This window comes from Streptomyces sp. NBC_00400 (assembly GCF_036048035.1).
Taxonomy (GTDB): Bacteria; Actinomycetota; Actinomycetes; order Streptomycetales; family Streptomycetaceae; genus Streptomyces.
The window spans coordinates 3,796,996-3,822,737 of sequence record NZ_CP107940.1 but is presented as its reverse complement, the minus strand read 5'-3'; the positions used below and the strand labels follow the sequence as shown (position 1 = coordinate 3,822,737).

Genomic DNA, 25,742 nt, shown 5'->3' with positions numbered 1-25,742 from the left:
GGTGACCGGTCCGCCTCCTGGCCGCGGCGTTTCCCGGACCCGTGCACCTCTGGACCTCCGTGGCCCTCAGCCCTTCGGGTCGATCAGGCCGAGCCGGTACGCCTTCGCGAGGCGGCGCGGGACCTGGTAGACGGAGCCGTCGACGGTGACGGGCACCAGCTGGGGCACGGTGGCCTTCCACTGGGCGCGGCGATGGCGGGTGTTGCTGCGGGAGAGCTTGCGCTTGGGTACGGCCATGGGGCGGGGCCTCCTTCGGGACGGCAGGCGGGCCGGAGCGGTTCACCGGCGGTGGGCGCCGTCGGGAGGCTATATGAAAATGGATACCGTTTTCAAATGGGTCGCGCGAGTGCCTTGTGAGGTTCCCTGCGCTGTGGAGTCACCGCATGCGCACGCCCGGGGCGGTCTTCGGCAGACCGCCCCGGGCGTGCGCGCCTCCACCCGGAACCGGGCGGAAGGTGCTTGTGGATCAGGCGGATCAGGCGGATCAGGTGGATCTGATGGCTCGGATTGATCCGATGGCTCGGATGGTTCAGATCGTCGAGGTGTCGATCACGAAGCGGTAGCGGACGTCGCTCGCCAGGACCCGCTCGTACGCCTCGTTGATCTGCTCGGCGCTGATCACCTCGATGTCCGAGGCCAGCCCGTGCTCACCGCAGAAGTCGAGCATTTCCTGCGTCTCCGGGATGCCGCCGATCATCGAGCCGGCGATCGAGCGGCGCCGCGGGATCAGGGCGAACGGCGCGACGGGCAGCGGGTTCTCCGGGGCGCCGAGCTGGACCAGGGTGCCGTCGGTGCGCAGCAGCCCGAGGTAGGCGTTGAGGTCCAGGTTGGCGGAGACGGTGTTGACGATCAGGTCGAAGGTGCCGGCCAGCTCCTCGAACGTGGCCGGGTCGGAGGTCGCGTGGTAGTGGTCGGCGCCCAGCCGCAGGCCGTCGTCCTTCTTGCGCAGCGACTGGCTCAGCACGGTGACCTCGGCGCCCATCGCATGCGCGATCTTCACGCCCATGTGGCCGAGGCCGCCCAGGCCGACGATGGCGACCTTCTTGCCGGGGCCGGCCTGCCAGTGGGCGAGCGGCGAGTAGAGGGTGATGCCGGCGCACAGCAGCGGGGCCGCGGCGTCCAGCGGGATGCTCTCGGGGATGCGCAGGGCGTAGTTCTCGTCGACGACGAGGTGGGTGGAGTAGCCGCCGTGGGTGGTCTCGCCGTCCCGGCCGGTCGCGTTGTACGTGCCGACGTTGCCGAGCTCGCCGGTGCAGTACTGCTCCAGGCCGGCCCGGCAGTTCTCGCACTCCCGGCAGGAGTCGACGAAGCAGCCGACGCCGACCCGGTCGCCCGCCTTGTAGCGGGTGACCTCGGCGCCGACCTCGGCGACCACACCGGCGATCTCATGGCCGGGGACGATCGGGAAGGCCCCGCCGTCGCCCCACTCGGCGCGCACGGTGTGGATGTCGGAGTGGCAGATACCGGCGTACTTGATGTCGATCAGGATGTCGTGGGCACCCAGCTCGCGGCGCGGAATCGAGATCCGCTCCAGCGGTGCTTTCGGGGCGGGTGCGGCGTACGCGAAGACAGAGGTGTGGGTCATGCCACCGAGAATGCGGCGTCCCGCTTGCCGTAACCAGTGCACCCTTGAACGTATGCATGGCGTGCCTAGTACTGACGGAACCACCCTCCGGCCCGGTCCGCGGGCGCAGGCTGCGGTCATGGACCGGCGAACGGAATTGAGCGAGTTCCTGCGTTCCCGGCGGGCCCGGCTGCGGCCGCAGGACGTCGGGCTGCCGGAGTACGGCGGGCGGCGCCGGGTGCCGGGGCTGCGCCGGGAGGAGCTGGCGCAGCTCGCCGGGGTGAGTGTGGCGTACTACATCCGCCTCGAACAGGGCCGCGGCCGCAATGTCTCGTCCGCCGTACTGGACGCCATTGCCACCGCCCTGCGGCTGACCCCCGCCGAGCGCGATCACCTCACCCACCTCGCCCGCCCGGTCTCCCGCCGCATCCGCCCGGCCGGCCGTCCGCAGCGGGTGCGCCCCGCGCTGCAGCAGCTGATCGACGCGATGGAGCGCGTCCCGGCCTATGTCATCGGCCGGCGGCTGGACATCATCGGCTGGAACCGGCTCGCCTGCGCCCTGCTCGGCGACTTCGCCGCGCTGCCGCCCGAGCGCCGCAATCTGGCCTGGCAGGTGTTCCTGGATCCGGCCGCGCGCGAGCTCTACGAGGACTGGGACGCCAAGGCCACCGCTGTGGTCGGCTATCTGCGGCGCGATGCCGGCCGTAATCCGGACGATCCCGAGATGGCCTCGCTGATCGGCAGGCTCTCGCTCGGGAGCGCGGAATTCCGGCAGTTGTGGGCCGCCCACGACGTGCAGGACAAGGGGTTCGGCGGCATGGTCCTGCGCCATCCGCTGGCCGGGCGGCTGACCCTGGCGTACGAGACCCTGACCCTGCCCGCCGACCCCGACCAGCAGGTGATCACCTACCACGCCGAACCGGGGTCGCGGTCGGCCGAAGCGCTCCGGATGCTGGCGTCGGATGCGGTGGTGACGTCAGATCAGGCGGTGGCGTCGGATCAGGAGAAGACCACCGAACGGACCTTCAGCTGCTCCGAGGCGTGACCGCCGTTCGGCCGGAGGCTGAAGTGGTCGCCGGTGCAGTCGGAGCCCGTGAAGACCGTGGCGACGGACGAGGTGTAGTTCTTCGGGGTGTGGCCGGGCTGGACGGCGGGGTCGGTCACCTCGGGGAGGGCGAGGCACGCCCGGCTGGGCGGGTCGGCGAGCAGGCCCACGTGCGGGGTGCCGGTCGAGTCGGTGTACACGTAGGTGAAGGGGCCGGTGGCCGCTCCGGCCGAGGCGGTGGGCAGGGCCAGGGCGAGCGCGAGGGCGCCGACGGCGGTGGCGACGGTGTGGCGAAGACGCATGGGGATTTTCCCTTCCATTCCTTTTCTTGTGGAATGTCTGTTTCCCGGGTGTGCGTCGGCTGATGTCCGTTGTCACACGAAGGAGTTCTGGGCAACGGTTCCCTACGGGCGCGGGCGTGCCTCGCTCCGCTCCCGCAGGACGCCGGCGATCCGCTCGCACCACGCGCGGGTCTCCCGTTCGAAGCCGAGGCCGCGCAGACAGGTCAGATACGGGCCGATCCGGTCGCCGTCGGCCAGGAATTCCGCCTCGCCCCTGCCCCCGCGCAGCCGGGTCAGCAGCTGGTCGAAGATCTCGGCCTTGGCGGCGGCGACCTGCGCCCGCTCCGTCAGCTGCTCGATCACCGGCGCGGCGTCGATCCGGTCCACGGCCTGCACCTTGACCAGCAGATCGTCACGGATGAACGACGGTTTGGACGCGGCCGCGGCAAACCGCTCCAGCTCGGCCAGGCCCTCGTCGGTGACGTGGAACAGCCGCTTGTTGGGACGGGTCTCCTGGACCACCTGGCGGCCGGCGATCAGGCCCTGTGCCTCCAGCTTGGCCAGCTCCGTATAGAGCTGCTGCGGCAGCGCGTGCCAGAAGTTGGCGACACCGGCATCGAACGCCTTGGCCAGTTGATAGCCGCTGTACTCGCCGTCCAGCAGTGCCGCCAGCACCGCGTGCTTGAGAGCCATGTCCGGCCGCCCCTTCCCATACTCAAGAATATGACTAATCATAGTCGCGACTAAGAGGCGCCGGGGCCGGCCGGGTCGTGTGCCCGGCCGGGGCGAGGAGGAAGAGCGATGGGGACGACGGCGGACCGCTTCAAGGCGGCGGTGGAGGCAGCGGATCTCGACGGGGTGGAGGAGCTGTTCACCGAGGACGTGCGCCTGTACAGCCCGGTGAAGTTCACGCCCTTCGAGGGGCGGCCGATGGTGCTCGGGCTCTTCGGGGTACTGCTGCGTACGTTCCAGGACTTCCGTTACGTCGGCGAGCTCGCGGGCAGCGCCCAGACGGCGGCGGGGCCGGACGGCGGCTCCGCCGACTCGACGATCCTGATCTTCCGGGCCACCGTGAACGGCAAGCAGATCCACGGCATCGATCTGCTGCAGTTCGACGAGGCGGGCCGGATCAAGGAGTTCACGGTGATGGTGCGGCCGCAGTCCGCGGTGCAGGCGCTGGGGGAGGCGGTGCTGGCCGGGCTGGTCGAGGACGGGTTGGTGCCCCGGGCGTAGGGGGCTCCTCCAGGCCCGCTTGTGCCCTGCCGGGTCAGCCTTCGATGAGCTGCTGGAGGGCGGGCGCGTAGAGGTCGGCGAGGCGTTCGGGCGGGGCCTGGGAGGTGGCGCCGGTGCGGTGGATGCTGAGGGTGGCGCCCAGGCCGATCAGCTGGGCGGCGATCAGCTCGGCCCGGAGGGTGGCGTCGGGGCCGGTGAGCAGGGTGGCGAGCCGGTCGGTGATCTGCTCCTGGAACCGGTCGCGCAGGAGCGAGCGTTCGTCGCTGATGCCCAGCGAGAAGACGACGCGCAGCAGCGGATCGCCCTGCTGGGCGCGGCGCTGGCCGACGAGGGTGCGCACCATGTGCCGGCCGAGTTCCGGCAGCGGTGCGGTGAACAGCGCGTCGGCCGCCGGGCCGAAGTCGGCCACGGCGGCGAAGAGCTGTTCCTTGCCGCCGAACCGCTTGACGATCAGTGAGGCGCTCACCCCCGCGTCGGCCGCGATACCGCGCAGCGTGACCTCGGCGTACGGACGCAGGGCGAAGGCCCGCTGGGCGGCGCGCAGGATGGCATCGCGGCCGGTGCCGGTGCTCGGTTCCGTGCCGGTGCCGGTGCCGGTGCTGGTGTCTGTGCCCGTCCCGGAAGCGGAAGCGGTCGCGGGCGTCGGGACGGTGGCCGGGCGCGGGCGTCCCGGGCCCTCCGGGGCGGCTGCGGCGGCCTCGGCCTGAGCGGTCATGCGTCCTCCTGGGTGAGCGCCGTCCGCGCCGGCGGGGCCGGTCGCCGGATCTGTCCGACCGTACCGGCCGGCGGCGGTGTGCGGCCCCCCGGCAGGCACAGCGTGACGGCGAGGGCGAGCAGCGCGGCGCCGCCGGCGATGAGGAAGACCAGCAGGTACGCATGGAGGGTCGGGGCGGTCCGGCCACCCGCTTGGAAGGTGACATTGGTCAGTACGGCGGCGACCGCCGCGCTGCAGAACGCCTGCCCCACCGAACGCATCAGGGTGTTCAGGCCGTTGGCCGCCCCGGTCTCACCGGCCGGCACCGCGCGCATCACGAGCGCGGGCAGTGCGGAGTAGCCGATCGCGGTGCCCGAGGCCACCACGGTCGCGCCCGCGATGATCATCCACAGCTGGTGGCTGGTGAAGAACCGCACCACATACCCCACCGCCATCAGCGCGGCGGCCAGCGCCAGGGTGACCTTCGGTCCGTGCTTCGCCGAGATCCGCGCGGACACCGGCGACAGCGCCACCATCGACAGTCCGCCCGGCAGCAGGCACAGCCCGCTGACCACGAGCGATGCGCCCAGCCCGTATCCGGTACTCCGGGGCTCCTGCACCATCTGCGCGGTGGCCAGCGAGTTGGCGTAGAAGGCGAAGCCGATCAGCAGCGCGGCGAGGTTCGTCAGCAGCACCGCGGGCCGGGCCGAGACCCGCAGATCGACCATCGGCGACACGCAGCGCAGTTCGTAGGCGCCCCACACCAGGCCGGTCAGCACCGCGGTGACGAGCAGCCCGAGGGTGCGCGCGGAGGCCCAGCCCCAGCCGGCGCCCTGGGTCACGGCGAGCAGCAGGCAGCTCAGCGAAACGGTCAGGCCGAGCGTGCCCAGGACGTCGAAGCGGCCGCGCGAGCGCAGCGGCGATTCGGGCACGCAGCTCAGCACCAGCACGACGTCCAGCAGCCCGAGCGCCGCCGACACCCAGAACATGGTGTGCCAGTCGGAGTGCTCGATGACCAGCGCGGCGATCGGCAGCCCGACCGCCGCGCCGATGCCCAGCGTGGAACTCATCAGCGCGACCGAGGACAGCACCCGTGCCGGCGGCAGCTCGTCGCGCATGATGCTGATGCCGAGCGGTACCACCGCGAGCGCCGCGCCCTGCAGGGCCCGCCCCGCGATGAGCACCCCGATCTGTGAACTGACGGCGCACAGCACGGAGCCGAGCACCAGGACGCCGAGGGAGGCCAGCAGCACCCGGCGTTTGCCGTACATGTCGCCGACCCTGCCGAGGACGGGGGTGCAGATCGCGCCGGTCAGCAGGGTGACGGTGACCAGCCAGCTCGCGGTGGCCGGGGTGGCGCCGGTGAGCTGGGGGATGTGCGGCAGCAGCGGTACGACGAGGGTCTGCATGAGGGCCACGACGACACCGCAGAAGGCGAGGACGCCGACGAGTGCGCGCGGGTGGCCGGCCCCGCCGGGTGCGGCGGTCTCGACGGGCTCGGGTATCGCTGCGGGCATGGCTCTCCGTAGGGCGCGGCGGAACGGCGGACAGGGGTGCACGGACGTTCACCCCTCAGGGTAAACGCCTGTGCACCCCTGTCGCATGCGATGTCGCATACCGAACCGGAGCCGCTGGATGCCGCCCGGCGGACCGGATCCGCCGTCGAGCAGGACCCGCCAGGTCCCCTCCGGCGGATCCTGGCCGGGCCAGGTCCGGGGGGCTCCCCCTGGGCCTGTCGTCTAGACCCGCCCCGCCCGGTCCGCCTGCTCGACCGAGATCGCCGCGGCCGGGCAGATGGCCACTGCCTCATGGACGGCGTCGTGGAGCCCGGCCGGCGGTTCGGCATCGAGGAGGACGACGATGCCGTCCTCCTCGCGCTGGTCGAACACCTCCGGTGCGGACAGCACACAGCTTCCGGCGCCGCAGCACTTCTCCTGGTCAATGTGTACGCGCATGGTGCTCCCCACGATGGGCCGCCGGGCTGCTGAGGCCGCGGGCGGACGGGCTGGACGGGATGGACGGGATGGAAGGACGGGCGGGCTGAGGCTCACCACGCCACCGGCAGGGCGTGGACCCCGTAGATCCCCATGTCGTGACGGAACCGGACGTCCTCGAAGGGGATGGCGAGCCGCAGGTCCGGCAGGCGGCGCAGCAGCGTCTCGACGGCGATCTGCAGTTCCACCCGGGCGAGCGGCTGGCCCAGGCACTGGTGGACACCGAAGCCGAAGGCGATATGACGCCGGGCATCGCGTCCGACATCGAGTGCGTCGCCGCCGGGGAAGACGTCGTCGTCACGGTTGGCGGAGTTGAGGGTGCACAGCACGCCCTCACCGGCCCGGATGGTGCGGCCGCCGACCGTGATGTCCTCGGTGGCGACCCGCGGGAGACCGTTGTGGACGATCGTCAGATAGCGCAGCAGCTCCTCGACGGCCCCCTTGATCAGCGAGGGGTCCTCGCGCAGCCGCTTCAGCTGGCCGGGGTTGCGCAGCAGGGCGAGAGTGGACAGCGCGGTCATGTTGGCGGTGGTCTCATGGCCCGCGATCAGCAACAGCCGCCCCATGGAGGAGACTTCCTCGTCGTCGAGCTCGCCGCGGGCGACCAGCCGGCTGACGATGCCGTCGTCCGGCTCGCGTCGCTTGGACTCGGCGAGCCGGGTCAGATAGCCCCGCAGATCCTCCTGCGCGCCACGCACCTCCTCGGCCGTCGACCGGAGGCTGAGCAGCAGGCGGCTGCGTTCCTGGAAGAACTCGTGGTCGTCATACGGGACGCCGAGCAGCAGACAGATCACCAGGGACGGCAGCGGCAGCGCGAATTCGGCCACCAGATCCGCCGAGTTGCGCCCCGCGGTCATCCGGTCGAGCAGGTCATCGGTGAGGCGCTGCACCTCGGGGCGCATCGCCTCCACCTTCTTCACCATGAATTCGGCGGTGAGCATCCGGCGCAGCCGTGCATGCTCGGGGTCGTCCTGGCGGATGAAGGTCGGTCTGACGGTGGCGAGTTCCCGGCCGCCCGCGGTGAGGAAGGGGAAGCCGGGCCGGGTCGCGTCGGCGCTGAACCGCGGGTCGCCCAGCACCTCCCGTACGTCCTGATGCCGGGTCACCAGCCAACAGGTGGAGCCGTCCCAGAGCGTGACCCGGGTGATCGGTTCCTCCCGGCGGGCCCGTTCGACGCCGGGCGCGGGATCGAAGGGGCAGCCTTCGGCCCGTGCGGCCGGGACGGCAAGGGGGGCGGGGCCTGCACCCGGGCCGGTGTCGTGCTCCGCCTCGGTACGTTCTGCAGTCGTCATGCGGCTGGTCCTTCCACGATCGGGACACGGCACTGCCGTGGCGAACGGTGCGGGTAGCGCTTTTCCTTGACGGGCTCTGCGAACTCGGTAACCACCTCGGCAGCCGCCGTGACCAGCGGGGATCACGGTCACCGAGGGCTGGCTCACCTCTAGTTACCTAACTTAAGCAAGTAAGTTGTTCACACGTTAACTCACCGCGAACGGGGGAGGGAAGAGGTGATCAAGGCGCCCCTGAGGTTGGCTCAATCCGAGCGGACGCGCGCGCACGGGGCGACCTGTCACAGGGCGGATCCGGGCACCTCAAGGGCGGCTAAAGTGCCTGCATGCCGGACCCCGGAAGAGACCAGGACCCCATCGCCGCACTGCAAAGAGTGCTGGCCACGCTGTCCTACCTGCTCACCCGTTCCCGGGCACACGAACGCCAGGCGGCCGAGGCGGGCGTCACGGCGGCGCGCTCCGACCTCTGGCTGCTGATGGCTCTGGAGGACAGCGGTGGGGTCAGCCGGGTCGGCGATCTGGCCGCGCTGCTGATGGTCGAGCCGCCTCATGTCACCCGCCAGATCAGCCAGTTGGAGTCCCAGGACCTGGTCGAACGGACCCCGGACTCCCTCGACCGCCGCGCCCGGCAGGTGGCGATCACGCCCCACGGCAAGGCCGTCCTGGGCCGCCTCCAGCACACCAGCCAAGCCGGTCTGCACGAGGCACTTGCCGGCTTCGACGACGCCGATATCGCCACCACCGTCGCCGTGCTCAACCATCTGGTGGCCCACGCCCGTCACAAGCACACAGCAGAAGACCGGCCACGGGGGCGGGGGTGCGAGCGGGGCGGGGAGGTGAGCGGGGCGGGGATGTGAGCGGGGTCGGGCCCCGGGGGGACACCCCTGGGGCCCTGGGCCCCGACCCGCCCGGAACCGCTGCTCGTTCCCCGCTCGGGCCCTACTCGATCTCGACCCGGCCGCTGTGGCCCTGCTGCCCGGCGGCTCCGCCGTTCTTGTCGGTCTTGCCGTCCTGGCCCTCGGGGGTGCCGAGGTTGCGGCGGACCGAGTCGAGGATGGTCAGGCCCTGGCCGACCAGGCCCGCGGCGATCTCGCCCAGGCCGTCGGTGCCGTTGAGGACATTGACATTGGCGTTGGCCAGGCCCGCGGAGGCCTCCTTGACGATCTGCGGGAGCTGGTCGATCAGCATCCGGTCCAGGGCCACGCGGTCGTGCGACGCGGCGGCCTCGGCCTGGATCTTCATCCGCTCCGCCTCGGCCAGGGCCAGCAGCCGGATGCGCTCGGCCTCCGCCTCGGCGGGCTTGACGACCTCGGCCACCAGCTCCTGCTGACGCAGCTGCGCCGCGCGCTCGGCGAGCTCGGTCTGCGCGGCGAGGACTTCCTGCTGTGCATGGGCCTGCGCGAGCGGACCGGCCTGCGCGGCGTGGGCCTGGGCGCGGTCCACCTCGGCGTTGTACTCGGCCTGGACCACGGCGGTCTGCCGGGAGTATTCGGCCTGATTACGCGCGGCCTCCTGCTGCGCCTCGACCGAAGCCTGGGTGGCCTGGGCCTGGGCGATCTGTGCCTGCCGCTGGATGGCTGCCTTGTGCGGGGCGGACATCGCCTCGATATAGCCGGTGTCGCCGTCGTCGATCGACTGGATCTGCAACGAGTCGACGATCAGACCGATCTTCGCCATCTCGGTCTTGGACGTCTCCAGGACCTCGGTGGCCAGCTTCTGCCGCTCGGTGACGATCTCCTCGACCGTCATCGAACCGATGATGGAGCGCAGGTGACCGGCGAAGATCCGGCCGGTCAGCACCGACATCTGGTCCTGGTCGGACAGGAACCGCTGGCCGGCGTTGACCACGCTCTCGGTGTCGTTGCCGACCTTGAACGCGATGACGGCGCGCACCGTCAGCGCGATGCCCTGCCGGGTCACGCAGGTCTCGGCGACCTCCGCCTCACACATCGCCAGCGTCAGAAAGCGGACCTTGCGGAAGACCGGAAGCACGAATTTTCCGTGCCCGGTCACCACTCGGAATGGCGCGCCCCCCTGTCCACGCCTGCCTCCCGAGATCAGCATGGCTTGATCGGGGGCAGGAACGCGGTAACCGAACATCCTCAAGTCTCCTCAACCGGCGTCGCCGGCATTGCCGGACAACGCGTCCAACGGATCGGCCCACTCCATGACGTCGACCTGACGACTGCCACGCGACTCGATCACGAGCACGGTCGCCCCTACCGGAAGGGGCTCGGCGGACCAGGCGAGAAAGGCCTCGCTACCGCCTCTGATCCGTACCAGGACCTCACCGGGACCGGCAGCCCCGCGCGTGCCGATCAGCAGCACTCCCGTACAGCCGATCACAGCATCGTCCTGTGCCATCCGCGGCTGCCCTCCCCCGTTACGTTCCTGGAAAACCGACCATAGCGCTCCGGCACGCGGTGGCCTATGGGGGGTTGGCGGCGAGTTGGTACAACGCGCCGCGGCAGTCAATTTCCCGTTAAGGCATCCGGAAATGAAGTGCGGAATTCAGCGCGCCGGGGGCAATGCGTCGAGGGCGGCGAGGATGTCGGAGGGTTCGGCTGGGGAGAATTTCCGGAACAGAGTCTTCCGCGTTGTGCCGACCTGCCTCGGCCCGTCTCGTCCAGCCGCGCCCGTCTCGGCCCGTCTCGTCCAGCCGCGGCCCGTCTCGGCCCGTCGAGACTCGCCTCTCCTCGTGTGGTGCCGTGTCGAGCGCGTGGGCGCGGGGCCGGTGCGCACGATCGTGCCCGGCCTGCGCCACGAAGAGCTCGGCCCTGCGCGCCCTACGACATCGGATTGACGGCCACGGCCTTGAAGAAGGTGTAGTGGAAGGTCCCGCCGTCTTCCGCGGCCCGCCGCAGATCGGTGATGCCCCGGTCCCAGTCGGCGGCGGTGGTCAGGCCGGTGCCCAGGGCGTCGTCCCGGACCGCTTCGATCATGGCGATAAAGGTGTTCCGGGTGAAGCCGTCCACCAGAGCGGGCCGGGTCCGGTCGGCGTAGACCGTGCGCGGACGGATGACCACTTTGTCGAATCCGGCGCCGCTGAGCAGCGGCTGCAACTCCCGTCCCAGCAGCGCATTTCCGCCGGCCGCTGCCTGTAGGCGTATCTGATGGCCGATCACCTCATGGGCGTGCAGGCTGTCCGGATGGAAGACCGCCGAGCCGTGGTCGCCCTCGATCACGGTGAGCGTCCCGCCGGGGCGCAGGAGCCGGCGCAGAGTGGCCAGCGCCTTGCCGGGTTCCCACAGGTGTTCCAGTACGAAGCAGGCGAAGATGTGGTCGAACTCGGCCTCTTTGAAGGGGAGATGCAACAGGTCGGCGGCCCGCCACATCACGTCGGCCTCGGGCTCCTGCTCCGTCACGTAAGCGCGGGCCTGGGCCAGCGACTCCTCGGAGCGGTCGACCGCGACGATTCGCGCCCTCGGACTGTTCCTGGCCAGATGTACGGTCTGCGCACCCACCCCGCAGCCGACCTCCAGGACCCAGCTGCCGGCGGGGTACGCCGTTCCGGCATGCAGCAAGGGAGCCAGAGTGTCCGCCTGGTCGCAGAGGCGCCGGGCTTCGCGGGGCAGGTAGCCGTGGACGTACGCCGTGTTCCTGTTCATGGCTTCACCGTGCCGGGACAATGGCCCGGTGCACAGGTCCAAAGAACGGCCCGCCGACAGGTCCATAACTCCTCCGACTCTTCCCTCTCTTCCGGCTCCGCCAATTTCTTCGGTTCCCTCGGCTCCCTCGACCTCCTCGGCTCCCTCGACCCCGGCGTCCTCGTCCGCCGCCTCGTCGGCCCCTCCCCTGGCCGCCGGCTCCTCGGGCTCCTCGGACTCCTCGGGCTCCTCCGGCTCCTCCGACTTCCTGCAGCTGAACATCGCGGAAGCGCCCGCGGGCGGCCGGTCGGACTGGCTCGCCCGGGAGCTGCGGCGCGCGATCGCGGACGGCCGGCTGCCGGTCGGGAGCAGACTGCCCGCCACCCGGGTACTCGCCGCCGAGCTGCGGGTATCGCGGGGTGTGATCACCGAGGCGTATCAGCGGCTGACCGAGGACGGACAGCTCGCCGGGCGGCGGAGAGGCGGGACCGTGGTCGTCGCCGCGCCTGTGACGGCCACGGTGGCGGCCACGGTGGCGGTCACGGCGAGCTCCACGGGCGCGGCGCCCTCCGTGCACCGGGCCGCCACACCGTTCGCCGCTCCGCCCGGCCCGGAGATCTTCGACGAGCTGCGCACCGCGCCCGCGCGGATCGATCTCTCACCCGGCGTACCCGACCTGTCCGCCTTCCCCCGCACGTCCTGGCTCCGCGCCGAACGCGCGGTGCTCGCCGGTCTTGCGTCCGCCGAGCTCGGCTACGGGGACCCCCGCGGCACGCCCGCACTACGGCTGGCCGTCGCCGACTGGCTGGCCCGTAGCCGCGGGATCAGGGCGGACCCGGACGAGGTGCTGATCGTTTCCGGTACCGCGCAGGCCCTCGGCCTGATCGCCCAGGTGCTGCACCGTGACGGGGTCCGGGAGATCGCGGTGGAGGACCCCGGGTCCCTCGGAGCGCAACAGCATCTGCGCCACTGGCAGCAGGCGACGCCGCCGGTGCCGGTCGACGAGTACGGGATACGGGTCGACGCACTGCGGGCGAGCGGTGCGCGGGCCGTACTGCTCACCCCGGCGCACCAGTTCCCGACCGGGGTGGTGCTCGACGGCGGCCGGCGCCGCGAGCTGATGCGCTGGGCGGCCGACGGCGGCCTGATCATCGAGGACGACTACGACGCCGAGCACCGCTACGACCGTGCGCCGGCCCCCGCGCTGCGCTCACTCCTCGCCGACCAGGTCTGTTACGCCGGCAGCATCTCCAAGCTGCTCGCGCCGGCCCTGCGGGTGGGCTGGGTGCTGGCGCCGCCGCGGTACCGCACCGCGCTGGTCGACGCCAAACGGTTCGCGGACCTCGGCAATGCCGCACTGCCGCAGCTGGTGCTGGCCCGGCTGATGGAATCGGGCGAGCTGGAACGCCGGTTGCGACTGCTGCGCCGGCGCCACCGGCAGCGCCGGGACGCCATGATCGCGGCGATCCGGGCCCGGCTGCCGGGCGCGACCGTGCACGGCGCGGCGGCCGGCCTGCATCTGACGATCACCTTCGCGCCGGGCGTCTGCCGCGGCTCCGATACGGACCTGGCCGCGGCGGCCCTCGCCCGCGGCGTCAAGGTCCAGCCGCTGTCCTGGCACCGGCAACTCCCCGCGGCTCCGGGCCTGGTCCTCGGCTATGCCGCCCGCACACCGGGCGAGATCACGGAGGGCGTGGCCGTCCTGGGGGAGGCGCTGAGGGGCGGGTGAGGCCGGGGGCGGGGCCCTGCCGGTCGCGTCGGATGTGCCGGTCGCGTCGGCCGCCCCGGTCCAAGAGCCTGCGGCAGAGGCATTCGCGCAGCAGGCTCCCCGCCCCCCCAGCTGATCAGCGGAAGGGAAGAGGCCGCCCCTTCTCCTCCTCCGGGCGGGGGCCGAAGATGCGGCGTTCGTCGCCGGTGATCGCGACGTCGTGAATGCCGGCCTCCCGGCGGCGCATCAGGCCTTCCTCGTCGAACTCCCACAGCTCGTTGCCGTAGCTGCGCCACCACTGGCCGGCCGCGTCATGGGACTCGTACTGGAAGCGCACCGCGATGCGGTTGCCGCTGTAGGACCAGAGCTCCTTGCGCAGGGCGTAGTCCAGTTCGCGGGCCCACTTCTGGTGCAGGAACGCGATGATCTCGTCGCGGCCGGTGAGGAAGGTGTCCCGGTTCCGCCAGATGGAGTCCTCGGTGTAGGCGAGGGCGACGCGCTCCGGATCGCGGGTGTTCCAGGCGTCCTCGGCCGCCTGGACCTTCTGCAGCGCGCTCGGCTCGTCGAACGGCGGGAACGGTGGGCGTGGCGCCATGGCGGGCTCCTTCTCTTGGCTGTGGGGGAGAACCCGGGGCGCGGGGTGAGGCGGCACCCAGGAGGTTCATACGCTGTCCCGCACGGGTGGGTTGGCGGGCGAGTACTCGGGTGTGGACCAGCGCAGCGGGCTGGCGTGCGGGGTCTCCACGGTGTCGGTCACCGTGAAGCGCAGGGTGCGGCCGGCCGCGCCGAATACGGTGGTCGCGGTGCCGGTGAGCTGGAGCGTGCTGCCGGTGCTCCAGTTGACGAACAGCAGCCCGGCGCGCGGATCGCCTTCGAGATTGCCCAGGGTCAGGAACATCGAGTTGCCCGGGTAGTCCTGCCAGCAGAGTTCGTTCGGCGAGGTCACCCGGACGAACCCGGGATTGCCGCCGCGGTGGCTGGCGTCGGTGCCGTCGGCGGCCGCGGTGGCGATGAAGAAGGTGTCGGCGGCACGGACGAGCCGCTGCTGACCGGGGGTGAGTTCCCGGCCCCGCCGCACGGCACCGGCTTGGGCGGGGACCGGTGCCAGGAGCGTCCGCCGCTGGAGATGCTTCGGGCAGTTGGCGAAAACCTGCTCGGCAGCCACCACGAACCCGCGGGGCGTCGGTGCGGCCGTGCCGTTGAGGCGCATACGCCGCCGGGTGCGGGGGTCGAGGGCGATCGTGCCGACGTCGGTTCCCTCGGTCGCGAGGGCCGCGGTGAGCGGGTCGCCGTCCGGCGGGCCGCCCGTGACCGCGATCGATCGGGGGCCCGTGGCCCGCACGAATCCGGGGGGACCGGTGAGCAGCGAGCTCCACATCCGGCCGGCCTCGTCCATCGCACCGATCACCAGCATCGGCTGCAGTCCGAGGAAGGCCGCGGCCACCTCGCGGATGCCCGGCCCGATGGAGCGGCCGATGTGATCGGCCACGGCGCGTACGCCGAGCCGGTCCTGCACGGCGCGCGAGCCCTCGTGGTACGGATCATCCACGGTCCTCAGCTCCTCAGAAGAATCCGCAGGCCGGTGCAGCCGCCACCGGGGTGGGTGCGCCTTCCGCGCCGGAGGGTACGCAGATTTCCAGCCGCGTGCCGTCCGGATCGTGGAAGAAGATCCCGCCGGAGCGGGCGCCCTCGCCGTGGGCGACGAAGCCGTCGTACGCGAAGTCGATGCCGCGCTCGCGGAGCCGGGCCTCGAACGCCTTCACCTCGTCGACCGTCCCGTCGAATCCGAGCACCTCCCCGTAGAAGGCGAGTGAGCGCTTGAGGTCGGTGACGTTCAGGCCGATGTGGCCGGCCCGGAGTGTGCTGGTCGCCGTCATGGCAGACCCCTCTCCGGCGGATCGACCGATCCGCCGATCTAACTGGTAAAATTAATGTTAAGGGTTAGTGAGGTGGCAGGCAACCTCTTACGTACCCTTGAGTGGTTAGCCCCACGGGGACACGGACGTCAGAAGGAGGCAGAGATGCCCGCACTCGACCCCCGTCCCCTGACCGGAGAGCCCGTCTCGCTGGATCTGCTGAACACCCGCTGGGTGGCCGACGGCGTACGCCAGGATCTGCTCACCGGCCCCGAAGGGCTGCACATCTGGCTCGCGAGCAACGGTCTCGACCGCCGCTTTCCCGCGGACGCCGCCGCACTGGAGCATGTCCTGTCCGCCCGCGAGGCCCTCGCCGCCGCCGTCGACGTCCCCGGCGGCACGGCCGGTATCGAGGGCGTCAACGCCATACTCGACCATGGCCGGATCCGCGCCACCCTGACTCCCGAGGGCCCCGGCGAGGTGGCGGAGTTCGAGAATCCTTCCTGGGGTGCGGCCTGGATGGCGGCCCGTGACTACCTGGATCTGCTGCGCACTGCCCCGGACCGGATCCGCGGCTGCGCGCACGAGGCATGCATCCTGCACTTCTTCGACACCTCGCGGAACGGTACCCGCCGTTGGTGCTCGATGGCGGCCTGCGGCAACCGCGCGAAGGCTTCCCGTCACTACGCGAAGGCGCGCGAGGCCTGAGCGCCGTTCGGCGAGGGGCTGCCGCCGGCCGTCCCGTGCGAGGGCCGGCGGGCGTGCCGCGTGTGCGGGAGGGCGCGGCTCCCTGTTGACCGTTTCGCGGAACGGGACGGGGCCTGTCACCCGGCGGGTGTGTCACGGGACGGGCGTGCCATGCGGCGGACATGTCACGCGACGGGCGTGTCACGCGACGGGCGTGTCAAAGGGGGCGTTGCGGCCACCGGAAGCCGACGGAAGCCGCCCGGGGGAGCGGTCCTCGGCCGGCGTTGTCCGGCCGGGGTCAGGGCGGCGCGGCCCGGTGCCGCGACCCGTACTGATCTCGTCACAGCCGCGGTGGGTAACCCCTCTGACGGCACGTGAGTTCGAGGATCCGACTAAGATCAACTACACGACCGCGGTCCCCGCCACGCCCCATTCGTGGCGGGGCCGTTGTGTCTTCTGCCGGTACATCGAGGAGAGGATTCCCCCCACACATGACCCGTTCGAAGCTGCTCCGTGGGCTGACCGTCGCCGGAACGATCGCGCTGAGCGCCGTTGCCACCACCCCGGCCGCGCATGCCGCCGCGTCCTCCTGCACCCATGACTGGTCGGGTCCGCAGATCTGCATCAAGACCGACGGCAGGGACGGGACGCCCAACCCCGGTACTGTCACCGCCTCCTGGACCAACCCGCCCAAGAGCCGGCAGTCCGCGACCGTCTACCTCACCACCACGGACGGCGGGAACAGCTACTCCTTCAAGGCGAAGCGGTCCGGTGGCGAGATCGTCGGCCACACCGTCCCGGGGCTGCAGCCGAGCGGCAGCACGCTCTGTGTCCGTTTCAAGGGCAGCTCGCACAAGGCCTGCCTGGAGATGATCAACCGCAACGGCTCTTTCTAGGGGCGACGGCTCCCGCTGGAGGGCACGGCTCCTTCCGGGGCACCACGCGGACACGACGCGGCCGCAGCTCACCCGAGCTGCGGCCGCGTCGGCCTTCCGGCGGGGGTCAGACCAGCGCCCGCTCCAGGCTCCCCAGCGCCGCATCCAGTTCCTCACCGGTGATGGTCAGCGGCGGGGCCAGCCGGATCGTCGAGCCATGGGTGTCCTTGACCAGGATGCCTTCCTTGAGCAGGCGTTCGCTGATCTCCCGGCCGGTGCCGAGCGCGGGGTCGATGTCGACACCGGCCCACAGGCCGCGGGCGCGGAAGCCGGTCACGCCCTTGCCGGTCAGCGCGGCCAGGCCACTGCGCAGGCGTTCGCCCAGTTCGGCGGCGCGGCGCTGGAACTCTCCGGTCATGAGCAGCTCGACGACGGCCGAACCGACCGCCGCCGCCAGGGGATTGCCGCCGAAGGTCGAACCGTGCTGGCCGGGGCCCAGTACGCCGAGCACGTCACGGCGGGCGACGACCGCGGAGACCGGGACGATGCCGCCGCCGAGCGCCTTGCCGAGCAGCAGCACGTCCGGCACCACGGACTCGTGCTCGACGGCCAGGGTGGTGCCGGTGCGGCCCAGCCCGGACTGGATCTCGTCGGCGATGAACAGGCACCCGGCCCGCCGGGTCAGCTCGCGTACGCCGGTGAGATAGCCGTCGTCGGGGATCACGACGCCCGCCTCGCCCTGGATGGGCTCGATCAGCACGGCGGCCGTCGTCTCGTCCACGGCCGCTTCGAGCGCGGCGAGATCGTTGTAGGGGACGGTGCGGAAGCCGGGGGCGAAGGGGCCGAAGCCGACGCGGGCCGTGTCATCGTCGGAGAAGCCGACGATGGTGGTCGTCCGGCCGTGGAAGTTGCCGCCGGCCACCACGATCGTCGCCCGGTCCGCCGGGACGCCCTTGACGTCGTACGCCCACTTGCGCGCGACCTTGATGCCGCTCTCCACCGCCTCGGCGCCGGTGTTCATCGGCAGGACCATGTCCTGCCCGGTCAGCTCGGCGAGGCCTTCGGCGAAACCGGCGAGCCGGTCGTTGTGGAAGGCGCGGGAGGTGAGGGTGAGTTGGTCGAGCTGGCGGTGCGCGGCCTCGATCAGGGCCGGGTGGCGGTGGCCGAAGTTGAGCGCCGAATAGCCGGCCAGCATGTCGAGGTAGCGGCGCCCCTCGACGTCCTCGACCCAGACCCCTTCGGCGCGCGCGACCACCACGGGCAGCGGGTGGTAATTGTGCGCGAGGACCGGGCCCTCGGCCTGGATCAGCTCCGCGGACGAACGGGGGGCGTGCACGCGGGCGGTACGGGTGGGAGCGGTCATGAGCGAATCTCCTGGGTGCAGCACTTGATGCCGCCGCCGGCCTTGTGGAACTCCGAGAGGTCGACGGGGACGGGGACATAACCGTGCGCGCTGAGCTGGTCGATCAGGCCGGTCGCCGGCGGGGCGACGAAGACATGGCGGCCGTCGGAGACGGAGTTGAGGCCGAAGGCCAGGGCGTCGTCGCGGGTGGCGATCACCGCCTCGGGGAAGAGCCGGCGCAGCACTTCACGGCTGCCGGTCGAGAACGCCCCGGGGTAGTAGGCGACATTCGCCTCGCCCGTCTCCGCCGTCTCCTCCAGGACGAACAGCGCGGTGTCCAGGTGGTAGAAGTACGGGTCCACCAGCTGCAGGCCGATGGTCGGTACGCCGAAGAACTCCTGGACCTCGCGATGCGCGGCCGGCGTGGTGCGAAAGCCCGTACCCGCCAGGATGTAGCGGCCGGCCGGGATGAGATCGCCCTCGCCCTCGCACGGTGACTCGGGCCGGTAGACGTCGTACCCGGCCGCCTTGAACCAGGTCTCGTACTCCACGGACTCCGGCCGCCGCTGCGGCGCATGGAAGGACGAGCCGAAGACCCGGCCGCCCACGACCAGCGCGGAATTCGCCGCGAACACCATGTCGGGCAGCGTGGCCACCGGGGGCACGGTCTCCACCGTGTGCCCGTGGTCGCGGTAGGCGCTCATCAACGCCTCCCACTGGCGCCCCGCGAGGACGGTGTCCACCGGGATGTCCGCACTCATCCACGGATTGATCGCGTAACGCACATCGAAGTGTCTGGGCTCGCAGACCAGATAGCGCCGGGGGCGCGACACACGACTCTTCGGCACGGGGACGATCCCTTCGCTTCTTACGGGGCTTGCGGGGTAAGGCGTGGCACTGCGGGGCGCCCGGTTGTCACTGAGGGTCACCCGGGGTCCTTCCACGGTAAGGAGCGACGGATTCGGGTCACAAGAAACAAATGCTGCTCATCAGCGCAGGAATGCTGCGTGGTCATGCCGTTGGGAGCCGGATTGCTGCGCGCGTTGCGTAGCGCGCGTACCTGCTGCGTAGGCGTCCGGCCCTCGCGTCGCGTGGCGCGCGCACCTGCTCCGTAGGCGTCCGGCCGGCGGGTCAGGGCGCGGAGCCGCCCGAGGACTGGCTGGCGCCCGCCTCCGGGCTGTCCGGCAGGAGATGGGACAGCACCATGTAGCTGATCGTCTTGCGGATGAACGGCTCGGCCCTGATCCGTTCGAGCACCTCCTCGAAGTGCTCGACATCCTTCGCCCGTACGTGCAGCAGCGCATCGGCGCCACCGGTCACGGTCATCGCCGCGGCGATCTCCGGATGGTTGCGTACCACCTCCGCGAGCCGCCGGGGCGGCGCCGCGCCGTCGCAGTACACCTCGACATACGCCTCGGTCAGCCAGCCCAGGGCGGCCGGCCGGACGGTAGCGGTGAACCCCGTGATCACGTTGTTCTCCCGCATCCGGTCCACCCGCCGCTTCACCGCGGTGGACGACAGCCCGATCGCCGCACCGATTTCCGCAAAGCTCGCCCGGCCGTTGTCGATCAACGCCGTAACGATCTTGCGGTCGAGGTCGTCGAAGGGCGCGGCCTTGTTGGTCACTGGGCCTCCCGAATCCTGCTGGTCCGTACGAGTCCGGGCGGGGCCGTACCGGTCCGTAATGGTCCGGACCGGTCCGCGCCGGTCCGTGCCGGTCCCTCTCCGTCGTGGTCGCCTCACGGTAGCGGGGCGCGGGGAGGCGGGAGAGGGGACAGGCAGGCGAGAGGGAGAGCGGACGGGCGGGCGAGAGGAGAGGGGAAAGGCGAGCGGACGAGTGGGGTCGAGCGGGCCAGGAGGGGGCCGTAAAGGCTGGGTTGGCGTACGCGGTGGCGCAGCCTCGCCGGAATGCGGGCCGGAGCCGGGTGCGTGGGCCCGCGGCCCTCGGCGGAATCCGCATGGGATCCTGGTACGTCATGGTTCTGCCGGACGGACGGACGGTGGACGGACGTGCGGCGATGATGAGGGTGCCCCGATGAGACTCTGCTTCCTGGTGGAGGAGCAGTACCGCCACGACGGCATGCCGTTGGACGTCATCCGCCAACTCGGCTCCTGGGGACACCGGGTGGACGTCCTGTGGCCCGGCCGCTCGCTCATTCCCATATCCGAGGCGATCCAGGCCGGCAGCCATGATGCCTGGGTCCTCAAGACCGTTTCCGGCGGTCCGGGGCTGACGCTGCTGGAAGCCGCCGCTTCCGTCGGGCTGACGACGGTGAACGATGTCCGGGCGATCCGCGGCGTACGCGACAAGGCGCTGGCCGCGGTGATCGCCCGCCGCAGTGGGCTGCCCGTCCCGGTGACGTATGCGGCGGCCCGTCCGGAGGAGTTCGCGGAGATCCCCGAGGCGGAGTTCCCCCTTGTGGTGAAGCCCGCTGACGGCAGTTCCGGGCGTGCCGTGCGGCTGGTGGCGACGCCGGACCGGCTGCTGGATCCCGTGGAGACGGCCGGCGCCGGGGACCCGGGCGCGCCGGGCGGAGGGCTGCTCATCGCCCAGCCCTATGTGCCCAACTCCGGTACGGATCTGAAGGTGTACAGCGTCGCGGGCGAGCTGTACGCGACCGAGCGGTGCTCTCCGCTGCATCCCGCGCACGCCGTACGCGAACGTCAGGTTCCGCTCACCCCCGACATCGCCCGGATCACGGCCGAGATCGGCACGGTGTTCGGCCTCGACCTGTACGGAGTCGACATTCTGCTCGGACCGGACGGCCCGGTGGTCGTGGACATCAATGACTTCCCGAGCTTCCGTCAGGTGCCGGACGCGGTCGCCCGGGTGTCCGCCGCGATCCTGGACCTCGCCCGCCACGGGAGGGCGGGGCAGGCGGCCGGGCCGGCCGCCGGGCAGCCGGCGGCGGGGCCTGTCGCGGCGAAGCCGGGTGCCGCTGCGGCCCCCGCGGCACCCCCGTTCACCGCGCCGCCCGTGCCCCGCCCCAGCCGGCCCGCGGCCTCGATCGGTGGTGGCCGGTGAGGATCGGGCTGGTCACCGCGGATCCCGGGCATCCGCTGCTGGCCGCGGTCACCGAGCTGCTGGCCCCGGAGCATCAGGTCGTATGGCTGGACCCGGACGGGGAGGGGCAGGGCCCGGATCCGGACCATTCCGCGGTCGGCTCTTCCGCGGTCGGCTCTTCCGCGTTGGGGTCTGCCTCGCTCGATCTCTCCTCGCTCGATCTCTCCCCGTTCGATCTCTCCCCGTTCGATCTCTCCCCGTTCGATCCCTCCTCGCTCGCCGATGTCTATCTCCTCAAGGCGCGTACGCCCCGGGCGCTGGCCCTTGCCGCCCGCCTGGAGGAGCACGGCGCCCCGGTGCTCAACTCCGCGGCGGCGACCGCGCGATGCCAGGACCGGGTCGAGATGGCGGCGGTGGCCCGCGCGGCCGGGCTGCCGTTCGCCGGTACCGCCGCCGTGGCCACGGTCGGGGAGCTGGCCGCGGACGGCGAACCGGACGGGCCCCTGGTGATCAAGAGCCGGTTCAGCCGGCGCCATGACCTCGTGGCCCGCGCCGACAGCGCCGTACGACTGCGGGAGCTGGCGGCCGACTGGTCCGATGAGCCGGTGGTGGTCCAGGAGTTCACCGCGAACAGCGGCTGGGATCACAAGCTGTGGGTGGTCGACGGGCGGCTCTTCGCCGGATTGCGCCGGTCGGAGCTGTCCCCGGACGGCCGCGGGCCGACGCTGCCGCTGCCGGTCGGTGAGCTGCCCGAGAGCTGGACCGGCGCCGCGCTCCGGGCCGGCGAGATCTTCGGCCTGGACGTCTACGGGGTGGATGTTCTCGACGCCGGTGGCGGTGCGCCCCTCATCGTGGACATCAATGCCTTCCCCGGCATCCGTGGCCAGGCCGGCGCCCCGGAGGCGCTGGCACAGCTCGCCCTGCGCACGGCCGCAGGAGGCCGGAGCCTCGGCGCCGGCGAACGAGGCGCCGACGGAGGACGTGTCGGCAGCGAACGAGGCGCCGACCAAAGCGGCACCGGCGAAAGAAAAGCGGCAGAAGTCGGCGAGAAGTAGCCCCCGTTCGGAGGGCGCCGAACCGAAGTGGATCGGTGGCGGAAGCTCCTCCTCCGTAAGGCCTAACGCGTTGACCCCTGGGGTAGCGCTGCCCCGTCCGGAGGGCGTGGTTCCCCGCGCCTTCCTTCCGTACGTAAGGGGAGAGGCCGGCAACGGTGACACAGCCATTCGAACTGCCTGACTTCTATACGCCCTACCCGGCGCGGTTGAACCCGCATCTGGAGACGGCGCGTACGCACTCCAAGAAGTGGGCCCGCGACATGGGGATGCTGGAGGGCTCGAACATCTGGGAGGAGAAGGATCTCGACGCCCACGACTACGCCCTGCTGTGCTCCTACACCCACCCGGACTGCGACGCGGACGCGCTCTCGCTGGTGACCGACTGGTACGTCTGGGTCTTCTTCTTCGACGACCACTTCCTGGAGAAGTTCAAGCGGACGCTGGACCGGGAGGGCGGCAAGAAGTACCTCGACCGGCTGGCCGCCTTCATGCCGATGGAGCTGACCGCGGCCGTGCCCGAACCGGCCAATCCCGTTGAGGCGGGGCTCGCGGATCTGTGGGCGCGCACGGTGCCGCACATGTCCATGGCGTGGCGGAAGCGGTTCGCCGAGAGCACCGAGCATCTGCTCAACGAGTCGCTGTGGGAACTGTCCAACATCAACATTCACCGGGTGCCCAACCCCGTCGAGTACATCGAGATGCGCCGCAAGGTCGGTGGCGCGCCCTGGTCGGCGGGCCTGGTGGAGTATGCGACCGGCGCCGAGGTGCCCGTGGCCGTCGCCGGCTCCCGTCCGCTGCGGGTGCTGCGCGACGCCTTCTCCGACGGGGTGCATCTGCGCAACGACCTCTTCTCCTACCAGCGGGAGACGGAGGAGGAGGGCGAGCTGAGCAATGGCGTCCTGGTGCTGGAGACCTTCTTGAACTGCACCACCCAGGAGGCCGCGGACGCCGTCAACGACCTGATCACCTCGCGGCTGCAGCAGTTCGAGAACACCGTGGTCACCGAGCTCCCCGCGCTCTTCCTCGAACAGGGCCTGGACCCCCGGTCCTGTGCGGATGTGCTGGCGTACGCCAAGGGGCTCCAGGACTGGCAGTCGGGCGGCCACGAATGGCATATGCGCTCCAGCCGCTATATGAACGGCGGCGGCTCCGCGGCCGGCGCCGCGCGGCCCTGGTCCCCCTTCTCCCTGGGCGGATTCGGCACCTCGGCGGCGGATCTGAGAACCGCGCTGACCACGGCCGGTACGCGGCTGACCGCGACCGATGCGCGGCCGGCAACGGCAGGTACGCCGCCGACCACGGCCGATGGGCAGCCGACCACGGCCGATACGCAGCCGACCGCGGCCGGCGCGCGCCGTCTCCGCAGCTCCACCCACGTCCCGCACCAGAAGGTCGGCCCCTCGCGCATCCCCGACCTCTTCATGCCGTTCACCACCACCCTCAGTCCGCATCTTGAGGGCGCCCGCCGCCGCGTCATCGCATGGGCGCACCGGATGGGTATCTTCGGCCCGCAGCCCGGGGTGCCGCTGTCCGATGTCTGGGACGAGCCCGCCATGGTCCGCTACGACCTGGCGCTGTGCGCGGCCGGCCTCCACCCGGACGCCACTCCGGAACAACTGGACCTGGACGCCGCCTGGCTGGCCTGGGGCACCTACGCCGACGACTACTACCCCCAGGTCTTCGGCCGGACCCGCGACATCGCCGCGGCCAAGGTGTGCACCGAGCGGCTGTCGGCCGTGATGCCGCTCGACCCGTCGGCCGCCGTGCCCGAGCCGGTCAACGCGATGGAACGCGGGCTGGCCGACCTGTGGACACGTACGGCGGGACCGATGAACCCCGAGGCGCGCCGGATGTTCCGCGCAGCCGTCGACACGATGACGGCCGGCTGGCTCTGGGAGCTCGACAACCAGCTCCACCACCGCATCCCCGACCCCGTCGACTACATCGAGATGCGCCGCGCGACCTTCGGTTCCGACCTCACCATGAGCCTGAGCCGCATCGGCCACGGTGCGCAGATCCCGCCGGAGATCTACCGCACCCGCACCCTGCTCTCCCTGCAGAACGCCGCGGCCGACTACGCCTGTCTGCTGAACGATGTCTTCTCCTACCAGAAGGAGATCGAGTACGAGGGCGAGATCCACAACGGCATCCTGGTCGTCCAGAACTTCTTCGACTGCGACTACCCGACCGCGCTGAACATCATCAATGACCTCATGACGTCGCGTATGCACGAGTTCCAGCACGTCGCGGCCCATGAACTCCCGGTCGTCTGCGCCGACTTCAACCTCTCGCCCGAGGCCCGCAAGGCCCTCGACGGTTACGTCCACGAGCTGGAGAACTGGCTGGCCGCCATCCTCACCTGGCACCGGGGCTGCCTGCGCTACACCGAGGCCGAGCTGCGTCATCCCATGGGGTCGCCGGGGTGGCTGGCCGCGCCGACCGGGCTGGGCATGTCGGCGGCCCGGCTCTTCAGGGCGTCGGTCGCGGGGGTGGGGTAGGGGGCCGGGCGGATCGGGCGGTCCAGCCGGTCCAGGCGGACCGGCTGGCCCGCCTGGAGTTCGGCCACCGCACGGACGCCGGTCCAAGGGCGCCGGTTCACGGACACCGGTCCACGGATACCGGTCACGGGCGGCGTCCGGCCCGTCCCTCGAACAGCGGCCCCAGGCCCCGCAATGCCTCCCGCGGGCTCCTGCTGGCTGGTGAATATCCCGTCCGGGGTGAATATCCCGATATGTCATCGGGAACCTCACATGGCGAAATCCCGCACGGGTGTGACCGAGGGCCGGACCGCTGCCCATGGCTGACGAGGAGTTCCGACTGTGCGACGCATGATCGCTTTGCTTGGCGCTGTGGCCTTCACGGGGGCGTCCGCCGCGTTCGGCCCCACCGACGCCGAGGCCGTCTCCGGCGTCATCACGTACCACATCCGGCAGGGCAACCGGATGTACCGGATCGAGGACCCCGGCGACGACCACTGCTACGGCGTGGGCGAAGGGTACGGCGAGGTGGACAACGACACCCCCACCGACCTGGTCCTCTACAACGGTCGCGACTGCACCGGATCCGTGGTCACCACGGTGCGCGCCGGATCCTGGCGCAATGCACGGTTCGGGAGCCTGCGGCTGAGCGCGGACGGCCCGCGCTATCCGCAGGAGCCGGAGGACCGGGACACCATGGCGCGTACGGACGGCCCGGGTGACCCGGACGGCCCGGCGCGTTCGGATGGCCCAGGGCGTTCGGATGGCCCGGCGCGTTCGGATGGCCCAGGGCGTTCGGATGGCCCGGCGCGTTCGGATGGCCCAGGGCGTTCGGATGGCCCGGCGCGTTCGGATGGCCCAGGGCGTTCGGATGATCCGGGGCGTTCGAACGATCCGGGGCGTGCGGATGAAGTGGGGCGTTCGGATGACCCGGGTGACTCGGACGGGCCGGGGAACTCGGACGGTCCAGGGGACTCGGATGGGCCCGGGAACGCCGACGAACCTGGGAACTCGGAGGGCCCCGGGAGCTCCGACAGTGCGGATCAGCCTG

The 25,742-nt window shown here is 71.2% G+C and carries 26 protein-coding genes; 9 read left to right on the top strand and 17 right to left on the bottom strand.

The genetic code is table 11. From position 1 onward, the window contains the following. Window positions 1–66: 66 nt before the first annotated feature. Complete coding sequence (gene rpmF, locus OHS81_RS16500) at window positions 67–237, bottom strand: 50S ribosomal protein L32 (RefSeq protein WP_328385518.1); 171 nt, start codon at window positions 235–237, stop codon at window positions 67–69. A gap of 292 nt (window positions 238–529) precedes the next feature. After that, a complete protein-coding gene (locus tag OHS81_RS16495) occupies window positions 530–1,585 on the bottom strand; it encodes an NAD(P)-dependent alcohol dehydrogenase (protein ID WP_328385517.1) in 1,056 nt (351 codons plus the stop codon). A 118-nt stretch (window positions 1,586–1,703) separates the two neighbouring features. Here OHS81_RS16495 and OHS81_RS16490 point away from each other — a divergent pair, with 118 nt between their 5' ends. Then, window positions 1,704–2,609, top strand: a complete 906-nt coding sequence (locus tag OHS81_RS16490; RefSeq protein WP_328385516.1) for a helix-turn-helix domain-containing protein — start codon at window positions 1,704–1,706, stop codon at window positions 2,607–2,609. On the opposite strand, the gene OHS81_RS16485 is transcribed toward OHS81_RS16490, so the two are convergent. Both OHS81_RS16485 and OHS81_RS16480 read right to left on the bottom strand, forming a co-directional pair. After that, window positions 2,564–2,911: a hypothetical protein gene (locus OHS81_RS16485; RefSeq protein ID WP_328385515.1), complete on the bottom strand. Its 348-nt coding sequence runs from the start codon at window positions 2,909–2,911 to the stop codon at window positions 2,564–2,566. The two genes, OHS81_RS16490 and OHS81_RS16485, sit on opposite strands and share 46 nt — an antisense overlap. 102 nt (window positions 2,912–3,013) lie before the next feature. Further along, window positions 3,014–3,583, bottom strand: a complete 570-nt coding sequence (locus tag OHS81_RS16480; RefSeq protein ID WP_328385514.1) for a PadR family transcriptional regulator — start codon at window positions 3,581–3,583, stop codon at window positions 3,014–3,016. A 108-nt stretch (window positions 3,584–3,691) separates the two neighbouring features. Here OHS81_RS16480 and OHS81_RS16475 point away from each other — a divergent pair, with 108 nt between their 5' ends. Then, on the top strand, window positions 3,692–4,123 hold the full coding sequence (locus OHS81_RS16475) for a nuclear transport factor 2 family protein (protein ID WP_328385513.1): 432 nt from the start codon (window positions 3,692–3,694) through the stop codon (window positions 4,121–4,123). 34 nt (window positions 4,124–4,157) lie between these two features. Here the strand turns inward: OHS81_RS16475 and OHS81_RS16470 are convergent, their stop codons facing one another. The 4 genes from OHS81_RS16470 to OHS81_RS16455 all read right to left on the bottom strand — a co-directional run bounded on the left by OHS81_RS16470 (window position 4,158) and on the right by OHS81_RS16455 (window position 8,103). Continuing rightward, on the bottom strand, window positions 4,158–4,838 hold the full coding sequence (locus OHS81_RS16470) for a TetR/AcrR family transcriptional regulator (protein WP_328385512.1): 681 nt from the start codon (window positions 4,836–4,838) through the stop codon (window positions 4,158–4,160). After that, window positions 4,835–6,334, bottom strand: coding sequence for an MFS transporter (locus tag OHS81_RS16465; RefSeq protein ID WP_328385511.1), 1,500 nt, complete (start codon window positions 6,332–6,334; stop codon window positions 4,835–4,837). The genes OHS81_RS16470 and OHS81_RS16465 overlap by 4 nt, the downstream gene beginning before the upstream one ends. A gap of 222 nt (window positions 6,335–6,556) precedes the next feature. After that, window positions 6,557–6,772: a ferredoxin gene (locus OHS81_RS16460; RefSeq protein ID WP_088798993.1), complete on the bottom strand. Its 216-nt coding sequence runs from the start codon at window positions 6,770–6,772 to the stop codon at window positions 6,557–6,559. Window positions 6,773–6,864: 92 nt separating this feature from the next. Next, the gene (locus tag OHS81_RS16455) at window positions 6,865–8,103 is read right to left on the bottom strand and encodes a cytochrome P450 (RefSeq protein WP_328385510.1); all 1,239 of its coding nucleotides are present in this window, start codon (window positions 8,101–8,103) and stop codon (window positions 6,865–6,867) included. Between the two features lie 323 nt (window positions 8,104–8,426). Here OHS81_RS16455 and OHS81_RS16450 point away from each other — a divergent pair, with 323 nt between their 5' ends. Next, entirely contained in the window at window positions 8,427–8,957 is a 531-nt protein-coding gene (locus tag OHS81_RS16450; RefSeq protein WP_328385509.1) for a MarR family winged helix-turn-helix transcriptional regulator, read from the top strand. Window positions 8,958–9,039: 82 nt separating this feature from the next. Here the strand turns inward: OHS81_RS16450 and OHS81_RS16445 are convergent, their stop codons facing one another. From OHS81_RS16445 to OHS81_RS16435, 3 genes are all read right to left on the bottom strand, one after another. Further along, on the bottom strand, window positions 9,040–10,200 hold the full coding sequence (locus tag OHS81_RS16445; RefSeq protein ID WP_328385508.1) for a flotillin family protein: 1,161 nt from the start codon (window positions 10,198–10,200) through the stop codon (window positions 9,040–9,042). Window positions 10,201–10,212: 12 nt separating this feature from the next. Beyond that, window positions 10,213–10,464: a hypothetical protein gene (locus OHS81_RS16440; protein ID WP_086716653.1), complete on the bottom strand. Its 252-nt coding sequence runs from the start codon at window positions 10,462–10,464 to the stop codon at window positions 10,213–10,215. A 422-nt stretch (window positions 10,465–10,886) separates the two neighbouring features. Then, a complete protein-coding gene (locus OHS81_RS16435) occupies window positions 10,887–11,708 on the bottom strand; it encodes a methyltransferase domain-containing protein (RefSeq protein WP_328385507.1) in 822 nt (273 codons plus the stop codon). Between the two features lie 187 nt (window positions 11,709–11,895). On the opposite strand from OHS81_RS16435, the gene pdxR reads away from it, so the two are divergent. Then, the gene (gene pdxR, locus OHS81_RS16430) at window positions 11,896–13,416 is read left to right on the top strand and encodes a MocR-like pyridoxine biosynthesis transcription factor PdxR (protein ID WP_328391203.1); all 1,521 of its coding nucleotides are present in this window, start codon (window positions 11,896–11,898) and stop codon (window positions 13,414–13,416) included. A 115-nt stretch (window positions 13,417–13,531) separates the two neighbouring features. Here the strand turns inward: pdxR and OHS81_RS16425 are convergent, their stop codons facing one another. From OHS81_RS16425 to OHS81_RS16415, 3 genes are all read right to left on the bottom strand, one after another. Continuing rightward, complete coding sequence (locus OHS81_RS16425) at window positions 13,532–13,990, bottom strand: nuclear transport factor 2 family protein (RefSeq protein WP_088798999.1); 459 nt, start codon at window positions 13,988–13,990, stop codon at window positions 13,532–13,534. Between the two features lie 66 nt (window positions 13,991–14,056). Then, window positions 14,057–14,944 (bottom strand): pyridoxamine 5'-phosphate oxidase family protein, encoded by an 888-nt coding sequence (locus tag OHS81_RS16420; RefSeq protein WP_328385506.1) that lies wholly within the window; start codon window positions 14,942–14,944, stop codon window positions 14,057–14,059. 13 nt (window positions 14,945–14,957) lie between these two features. Beyond that, window positions 14,958–15,272 carry a VOC family protein gene (locus OHS81_RS16415; RefSeq protein WP_328385505.1) on the bottom strand — a complete coding sequence of 105 codons (315 nt, stop codon included), beginning with the start codon at window positions 15,270–15,272 and terminating at the stop codon, window positions 14,958–14,960. Between the two features lie 144 nt (window positions 15,273–15,416). Between OHS81_RS16415 and OHS81_RS16410 the strand changes: the two genes are divergently transcribed. Both OHS81_RS16410 and OHS81_RS16405 read left to right on the top strand, forming a co-directional pair. Next, on the top strand, window positions 15,417–15,959 hold the full coding sequence (locus tag OHS81_RS16410) for a CGNR zinc finger domain-containing protein (protein ID WP_328385504.1): 543 nt from the start codon (window positions 15,417–15,419) through the stop codon (window positions 15,957–15,959). 470 nt (window positions 15,960–16,429) lie between these two features. Then, window positions 16,430–16,834, top strand: a complete 405-nt coding sequence (locus OHS81_RS16405) for a hypothetical protein (protein WP_328385503.1) — start codon at window positions 16,430–16,432, stop codon at window positions 16,832–16,834. Between the two features lie 106 nt (window positions 16,835–16,940). Here the strand turns inward: OHS81_RS16405 and rocD are convergent, their stop codons facing one another. The 3 genes from rocD to OHS81_RS16390 all read right to left on the bottom strand — a co-directional run bounded on the left by rocD (window position 16,941) and on the right by OHS81_RS16390 (window position 19,781). Further along, the gene (gene rocD, locus OHS81_RS16400) at window positions 16,941–18,176 is read right to left on the bottom strand and encodes an ornithine--oxo-acid transaminase (protein WP_328385502.1); all 1,236 of its coding nucleotides are present in this window, start codon (window positions 18,174–18,176) and stop codon (window positions 16,941–16,943) included. Beyond that, a complete protein-coding gene (ddaH, locus tag OHS81_RS16395; protein WP_328385501.1) occupies window positions 18,173–19,003 on the bottom strand; it encodes a dimethylargininase in 831 nt (276 codons plus the stop codon). Before ddaH ends, rocD begins: the two co-directional genes overlap by 4 nt. Before the next feature lie 283 nt (window positions 19,004–19,286). Next, window positions 19,287–19,781, bottom strand: a complete 495-nt coding sequence (locus OHS81_RS16390) for an Lrp/AsnC family transcriptional regulator (RefSeq protein WP_328385500.1) — start codon at window positions 19,779–19,781, stop codon at window positions 19,287–19,289. Between the two features lie 409 nt (window positions 19,782–20,190). Between OHS81_RS16390 and OHS81_RS16385 the strand changes: the two genes are divergently transcribed. From OHS81_RS16385 to OHS81_RS16375, 3 genes are all read left to right on the top strand, one after another. Continuing rightward, window positions 20,191–21,180: an ATP-grasp domain-containing protein gene (locus OHS81_RS16385; protein WP_328385499.1), complete on the top strand. Its 990-nt coding sequence runs from the start codon at window positions 20,191–20,193 to the stop codon at window positions 21,178–21,180. Next, on the top strand, window positions 21,177–22,214 hold the full coding sequence (locus tag OHS81_RS16380; RefSeq protein WP_328385498.1) for an ATP-grasp domain-containing protein: 1,038 nt from the start codon (window positions 21,177–21,179) through the stop codon (window positions 22,212–22,214). Before OHS81_RS16385 ends, OHS81_RS16380 begins: the two co-directional genes overlap by 4 nt. A gap of 155 nt (window positions 22,215–22,369) precedes the next feature. Further along, complete coding sequence (locus tag OHS81_RS16375) at window positions 22,370–24,712, top strand: terpene synthase family protein (RefSeq protein ID WP_328385497.1); 2,343 nt, start codon at window positions 22,370–22,372, stop codon at window positions 24,710–24,712. Window positions 24,713–25,742: the final 1,030 nt, after the last annotated feature.